A 7,026-nucleotide genomic window follows, 5' to 3' on the forward strand; every position below is an offset into this window, starting at 1 on the left:
GTTTCTCTTATAATCTCTATGATTCCGCTCCAACTCACACCTTTCGCTTATGTGCTTGGTGACTTTCTAGGTCAACATCAACTTCAATGGTAATATTTTGAAAGCCACAATCTTTGAGGAAAATTCGAATAGATTCTTTACAAGTTTCCATATGCTCCATCTCTTTTAAACAAACATGGACAATGGCATTTTTTTCCAAACCATCCATAGTCCAGAGATTAAGCTGATTGATACTAGCGACATGATCCAATTCTGCTAAATCCGTCTTGATCTTCTGGATATCTACTCCTTCTGGCACTGCATCGAGGAATATCTTGAGCGTGCTCCAAAAACGTGGAAGGGCTTTTGACAGAATAAAGAAGGAAATAGCAAGAGACAAGAGCGGATCCAAGATATACCAATCGGTAAATCGAAGAACAATGGCCATCAGGATGACAGCCACCCAACCCAAGGTATCTTCCAGAAAGTGCAGGCTGAGAATGGATTCGTTCTTGGTTTGTCCTTTGCGAATGACGAGACTCGCTAGCACATTGATAGTAATCGCAATAATTCCTAACCAGAAAATCCCCTCATCATTGACCGATTGTGGATGAAAGATTTTCGCTATATTTTCCAAAATCACTAGGATGGATCCTGTGATAAGAATCACAGCAGTCACCAGGGCCCCTAAAAGACTAAATCGCTTGTAACCCAAGGTGTAATGCCTATCTTCTTCACGATTGGAGATTGTTTCTAGAAGGGCTGATATGCCAATGGCTATAGCATCTCCCAAGTCATGAACAGAATCAGCGAGAACGGCACTCGAACCAAATATTCCTCCTGCGATAAACTCAACAATAGCATAGCTTAAATTTAAGAAAAAAGCTATCCAAACAGTATATTTTGCCTTCATCTTTCTCATTCCTTTGTTATAATAGATTTATGAACATTTTGTTCATTATCATTATCCACTAAAACTCAATGAAAGGATAGAAGCAAAAGGTCAGCTTTATTCAGTTCTGAACAATTTGCCTCAAGTGTCCATATGACTAAGATTGACCGCCGTATCAGTAAAACAAAAAAAGCCATCTATCAAGCTTTTCTACAACTTTTAAACGATAAGGGTTATGAAGCCACTACAGTTCAGGATATCATTGACCTCGCAGATGTGGGACGATCCACCTTTTACTGTCACTATGAGAGTAAGGAACTACTTCTGGACGAGCTTTGCCGCTACCTCTTCCATCATCTCTTTGAAAGAGAGCAACCCATTTCAACTGAGGACTACCTCGCCCACCTCTTTCTCCATTTTCAGAAAAACCAAGACCATATCACCAGTCTGCTATTTTCCAAAAATGACTACTTCCTCCGTCAACTCCATAAAGAGCTAGAACACCATGTCTATTCCGTGATGGCTGATGATTTAAAAGAAGCCCACACTAATCTGCCTACTTCTTACCTCCAACACTTGGTCGTGTCCAACTTTATCGAGACATTGACTTGGTGGCTCAAAAAAGGACAAGACTTTACATACCAGGAAGTTGTCCAGTTTTATCTAGACCTTCTCATTCCTAAAAATTGAATACAGAGTAGAGCTCAGTTGCCTTATTTCTAGGCTACTGAGTTTTTATCTTTTCAACAATCAAAAAAGCCCAGACGACATTGTCTGAGCATTCTTTTCTATAGTCGTTTAAGCAAGTTGAGTTTCGCATTTTCAAGCTATTTCTTCAACAAACCTTGTTCTTGTAGAAACTCTTTGGCTACTTGTTCTGCTGACTTGCCTTCAACACCGACTTGATAGTTAAGCTGGCTCATCTGGCTTTCAGTAATTTTACCAGCCAATTTATTGAGAACTGTTTCCAACTCTGGATGTTTCTTGAGAAGAACTTCTTTCATTAGTGGAGCCCCTTGATAAGGTGGGAAGAGTTGCTTGTCATCTTCCAATACCTGTAAATCATAACGTGCCAATTCCGCATCGGTTGAATAAGCGTCCGTGATTTGAATATCACCTGACTGAATTGCCTGATAGCGAAGAGCTGGCTCCATGGTCGCCACATTGAGATTGAGACCATACATTGACTGCAAGCCCTTATTGCCATCTTCACGGTCATTAAATTCGAGTGTAAAACCTGCCTTCAGCTGCCCTTCCACTTTTTTCAAGTCCGAAATGGTCTTCAAGCCATATTCTTGAGCAATTTTTTTCGGAACAGCTACAGCGTAGGTATTTTGATAAGACATGGGTTTGAGATAGGCTAGATGATCCTGTTTGGCAATGCCATCACGCGCTACCTGATAAACCTGCTCTGGCTCATGACTCACTTTAGGTGATGGCTGAAGTAAACTTTCAGTCACCGTACCAGTAAATTCAGGATAAATATCAATATCGCCTTTTTTCAGAGCTTCATAGAGGAAACTTGTTTTCCCAAAATTCGGTTTAACAGTCGCAGTCATGCTGGTATTTTCTTCAATGAGGAGTTTATACATATTGGCCAAAATTTCTGGTTCTGGACCCAATTTCCCAGCAATGACCAAGTTTTCTTTCTCTTTTTGAGCCAAAAGAGCTGGACTATAAGACAAACCTAGCAATACCGTCACCAAGGCAAAACCTGAGAAAATCGTCCGCAATTTTGCCTTTTCCATCACTTTTAGTAGGATGTTAAAGGCAATAGCCAGCACTGCTGAAGAAAGGGCACCAATCAAAATCAGACTGGCATTATTACGGTCAATTCCCAAAAGAATAAAGGAACCTAGTCCCCCTGCCCCAATCAAGGCCGCCAAGGTTGCCGTACCGATAATTAAAACCGCTGCCGTCCGAATCCCAGACATCATAACAGGCATGGCAAGTGGAATTTCAAACTTCTTGAGACGCTCCCATCTGGTCATCCCAAAGGCAATCCCAGCCTCTTGCAGACTCGGATCAATTCCCTTCAGCCCAGTGATGGTATTTTGTAAAATCGGAAAAATCGCATAAATCACTAGAGCTGTCAATGCAGGCAAAGTCCCGATTCCCATCAAAGGGATAAAGAGCCCCAATAAGGCCAGAGACGGGATGGTCTGGAAAATCCCTGCAATCTGTAAGACCCAATCCGCCAACTTCTCATGATAGCGAAGATAAACAGCCAAGGGAATCGCAAGCAAAATAGCTAGTAACAAGGTCAAAAGTGACAACTGCAAATGTTGAGATAGAGCTGTCAACCAATCACTAAAACGATCCTGAAAAGTTGCAATTAAATTAGTCATGAACACTACCTCCAAACAAGTCTGCTACAAAGTCTGTTGCAGGCGCTTTTAAAATGGTCTCGGGATTCGCTACCTGGCGAATTTCCCCATCCTGTAAAACAGCAATACGGTCCGCCAACTTCAAGGCCTCATCCGTATCATGGGTCACAAAAATCGTTGTCATCCCAAACTCTTTATGCAATTCTTTAGTCAGAACCTGCAACTGTTTTCTTGAAATAGCATCCAAGGCTGAAAAAGGTTCATCCATGAGGAGAATCTTAGGCTGACCAATCATAGCACGAACAATACCGACCCGTTGCTGTTCTCCACCAGATAATTCACTCGGAAGTCGATGTCCATACTCAGCCACTGGTAAACCAACCTTAGCCAAAAGCTCTTCAGTTTTATTAGCAATTTCTTCCTTAGTCCAGCCCTTCATCTCAGGAATCAGGGAAATATTTTCCGCGACCGTTAGATTAGGAAATAGAGCAATAGCCTGTAAAACATAACCAGTAGAAAGACGAAGTTCACGCTCATCATAATCTTTGATGCGCTTGCCATCCATATAAATATTTCCATCAGTTGGCTCCAAGAGGCGGTTGACCATCTTAATCATGGTTGTCTTACCTGAGCCAGATGGACCAACTAAAACCATAAACTCGCCATTCTCAATCCGTAAATTGACATCTCTCAAGACATCTTTTTCTGTGTAACGTAAAGCTACATTTTTGTATTCAATCATTCTGTATCCTCAATTTAAAACTTCCCTCTATTGGTCAACTCTTCTACCTTAGGCATAACTTCCTTATTATCCCAATGCTCCACAATTTTACCGTTTTCTAGACGGAAGATATCGTACTGGGCACAGGTATCACCATCAGTCTGAGTCTGACCATAGCTAACTACATAGTTTCCTTGTCCTAAGAGTTGGAAAATCAAGTCAAAAGTGACCTTTGCTTATAAACAGCTAATTTGATTTATCTTACACCTCATTTTCCTTCTCTTTCAGATTTGCCAAAATTCTTTCTTGAAAGGCTTCAAATTGCCGAATTTCTTCCTCTGAGAATCCTTTGTAAAAGATCGTATCCAATTTCTGACTGACTCGATACCCCACTTCTTTTTGGGCCAGCCCCAACTCTGTTAAAACCAAATACTTCTTCCTCTTATCTTTTCCACATGGACTAATCGTTACAAGATTTTGTTCCTCTAGCTTTTTAATCATAGTCGTCAGCGTATTGTTAGCAAGCCCAGTCGCAAGCGCAATGTCTGTCGCAGTTGCGCAGCCAGTTTCACTATTCCATAAAACCGCTAAAATCTTTCCCTGTTCACTCCGATAAAGAGAGTCAGGGTCTTGTCTTAGTAACTTTTGAAAAATCCGCCCATTCAACAAACGAATATGATGGGCTAGCAAATGACAATATTTCATGAAACCTCCAATTTATTTCTATATCGAAATAGATACAGTGATTATAACACTCATCATTCCATCTGTCAACTATTTCGATTTAGAAATAATTTTTCCAAGTAAAAAAATCTCCTACCCAAGGTAGAAGAATTTTTTAATCTTATAAACTTAATCCGTCATATCCGATACCAAAGTTCGATGCTCCAATGGAATACTGCACATAACTAGCAAGAAAATGAAACCTGACTGAATCCAGAAGAGGGCCAAGTCAAAGATTCCATGCACAGCAACCACTGTAAGGAAAGACAGATAAAGACCGATAATCGGACGTTTCCCCGACTCCTGGCTCATATCCATCATCAAGCGAACAGGAGCAACAGAAGACAAAACTAATAAAATGGTCCCCACAATTCCGTAACTCAGAATCGTATCAATATAAAGACTGTGAGCATGTTCATGATAAGGAGCATGTATCCGAGGATAAGAGTGCATATAGGTCAATGGCCCTTCACCCCAAAAAGGATTTTGCTTAAACAAAGCCATCCCAGCATCCCAGATAGAAATGCGTTCTTCCATAGAAGAATCTAAAGTCCCCATCCGAACTCCTAAATCACTGGAAAAGAGGAAACTCAGGCCGATTGCGAAGACCCCAATACTAAGCCAAAAAGCCTTCCAGTTTTTAATAGTCGTAAAGAGATAAATGATGGCTCCAGCGATAATAGCAGGAAAGGCAGTTCGATTTTGAGTAAAGTTCAAACCAAAGAGATTCACAAAGCCTGCAATCACACAGAATACTTTCAACCAATTCAACTTGGTCGTTGTAAACAGATAGAAGGCAATCATGATACAGAAACAACAAATAATACCATAATAATTAGGATTAAAGAAGGTCACTTCTGCACGATTCTGATGCCACACCTGCATGTTAGGTGAAAGAAAAGCATAGTTGAATTTCTTCACAATTTGAAAATGTTCTAAACTCGCAAACGCAGCTGACAATACGCTACCAAACAAGACGAGCTGCAAAATCAATCGAAAGAATTTATGTGATAAAATCGACTGATAGTGCAAAAAGAAAACAGTAAATAGAAACATTCCTACTGAAGCCACAAGACCCATCCAATTTTGTGCAAAAATGGATATAATAGTACTATAGCCAAGAAAAAGAAGTAGCATCGGATGCTCCCCCATTTTCTGAAGAATACTTTTCATATCTCCTGTGAAAATTAAACTGATAATATATAAACAGAATACAACTACAAAAAGATAAAAGGGTAAAAAGATACTCAGGATAATTCCCAATAAAATCAGTTCTTTACTAGACAACCCTTTCAGCTTTTCAATAAAGCCTATTGATTTCAAAATGAATCCTTTCTCTCCAAATCAACTGATTCAGATAATAGTAAGCTACCCTTTATTGTACCACTTTTTTAGCAATTTGAAAACAAAGGAAATGATTCCTAGGTAAAAAAGGGAGCAAGGGGTAACTTCTCAAAGTAACTTCCACTTGCCCAACCGAAGTGGAAATTAGTCTAAAACGGATTTTTATGGTGAAATTAAGTGTGAGACGTTTGAGTTAGAAATGAGGTCCACTATGACAAAACATAAACACCTTACCCTTTCAGACCGTAATGATATTCAATTAGGCTTAGAGCGCGGTGAAACCTTCAAAGCTATCGGACAACTTATTCTAGAAGACCCAACTACTGTTTCCAAAGAAGTCAAACGAAACAGACAAGTCCGAGAGTCTACATGCCATAACCTTCCTTGCCCTCTACTCGATAAAGCTCCCTTTGTTTGTAATGGATGACCTAAAAGAAGACAAAACTGTGGCTATCAGAAAATCTTCTATCTCGCTAAACAAGCTCAAAAACAATACGAACAAACTCTTGTCGAAGCCCGTGAAGGAACTCCTCTTAATTCTCAGACTTTCTGGGACATGGACAAAGTCATTTCTGATGGGGTTAAAAAGGGACAACACATCTATCATATTCTGAAAACTCATAACCTTGATGTCAGCTCCTCAACTGTCTATCGACATATCCGAAAAGGATACCTATCTATCGCTCCGATTGACCTAGCCAGAGCCGTTAAATTCAAAGAAAGACGGAAAAGTAAGCTACCTTCCATTCCTAAAGAAGCAAAAAAAGGCCGCTCCTATGAGGATTTCCAAAATTATTTATCCCTTAACCAACTGAATTCTTGGCTGGAAATGGACACCGTTATAGGGAGGATGGGAGGTAAAGTCCTACTCACCTTCAATTTATCTTTCTGTAACTTTATCTTCGCTAGGCTTCTGGATAATAAAACTGCCCTTGAGGTTACTAAACACCTCTATGATATCAAGAACACCCTTCACCAAGCGGATAAAGATTTCTGTCAACTCTTTCCTGTCATCCTCACAGATAATGGTGGAGAGTTTG

The 7,026-nt window shown here is 40.1% G+C and carries 6 protein-coding genes and 2 pseudogenes; 2 read left to right on the forward strand and 6 right to left on the reverse strand.

Annotation, left to right across the window (positions count from 1 at the left end; all coding sequences use genetic code 11):
- Positions 1–34 precede the first annotated feature (34 nt).
- Entirely contained in the window at positions 35–892 is an 858-nt protein-coding gene (locus HMPREF0851_RS11240; RefSeq protein WP_004242406.1) for a cation diffusion facilitator family transporter, read from the reverse strand.
- 132 nt (positions 893–1,024) lie between these two features.
- Here HMPREF0851_RS11240 and HMPREF0851_RS11245 point away from each other — a divergent pair, with 132 nt between their 5' ends.
- Positions 1,025–1,561: a TetR/AcrR family transcriptional regulator gene (locus HMPREF0851_RS11245; protein WP_000161118.1), complete on the forward strand. Its 537-nt coding sequence runs from the start codon at positions 1,025–1,027 to the stop codon at positions 1,559–1,561.
- Between the two features lie 137 nt (positions 1,562–1,698).
- On the opposite strand, the gene HMPREF0851_RS11250 is transcribed toward HMPREF0851_RS11245, so the two are convergent.
- The 5 genes and pseudogenes from HMPREF0851_RS11250 to HMPREF0851_RS11270 all read right to left on the reverse strand — a co-directional run bounded on the left by HMPREF0851_RS11250 (position 1,699) and on the right by HMPREF0851_RS11270 (position 5,965).
- Positions 1,699–3,219, reverse strand: a complete 1,521-nt coding sequence (locus HMPREF0851_RS11250) for an ABC transporter permease/substrate-binding protein (protein ID WP_000182989.1) — start codon at positions 3,217–3,219, stop codon at positions 1,699–1,701.
- Positions 3,212–3,940, reverse strand: coding sequence for an ABC transporter ATP-binding protein (locus HMPREF0851_RS11255; protein ID WP_000575239.1), 729 nt, complete (start codon positions 3,938–3,940; stop codon positions 3,212–3,214). The genes HMPREF0851_RS11250 and HMPREF0851_RS11255 overlap by 8 nt, the downstream gene beginning before the upstream one ends.
- A gap of 14 nt (positions 3,941–3,954) precedes the next feature.
- Positions 3,955–4,149: pseudogene (locus HMPREF0851_RS11260) on the reverse strand (polyketide cyclase); the annotation flags it as partial.
- A 31-nt stretch (positions 4,150–4,180) separates the two neighbouring features.
- Positions 4,181–4,624, reverse strand: a complete 444-nt coding sequence (locus HMPREF0851_RS11265) for a MarR family winged helix-turn-helix transcriptional regulator (protein WP_000872563.1) — start codon at positions 4,622–4,624, stop codon at positions 4,181–4,183.
- A gap of 147 nt (positions 4,625–4,771) precedes the next feature.
- Positions 4,772–5,965, reverse strand: coding sequence for an O-antigen ligase family protein (locus HMPREF0851_RS11270; RefSeq protein ID WP_000835612.1), 1,194 nt, complete (start codon positions 5,963–5,965; stop codon positions 4,772–4,774).
- Positions 5,966–6,197: 232 nt separating this feature from the next.
- Between HMPREF0851_RS11270 and HMPREF0851_RS11275 the strand changes: the two are divergent.
- Positions 6,198–7,026 (forward strand): annotated as a pseudogene (locus tag HMPREF0851_RS11275) (transposase); the annotation flags it as partial.

The sequence above is a fragment of the Streptococcus sp. M334 genome, assembly GCF_000187745.1.
Classification (GTDB): Bacteria; Bacillota; Bacilli; order Lactobacillales; family Streptococcaceae; genus Streptococcus.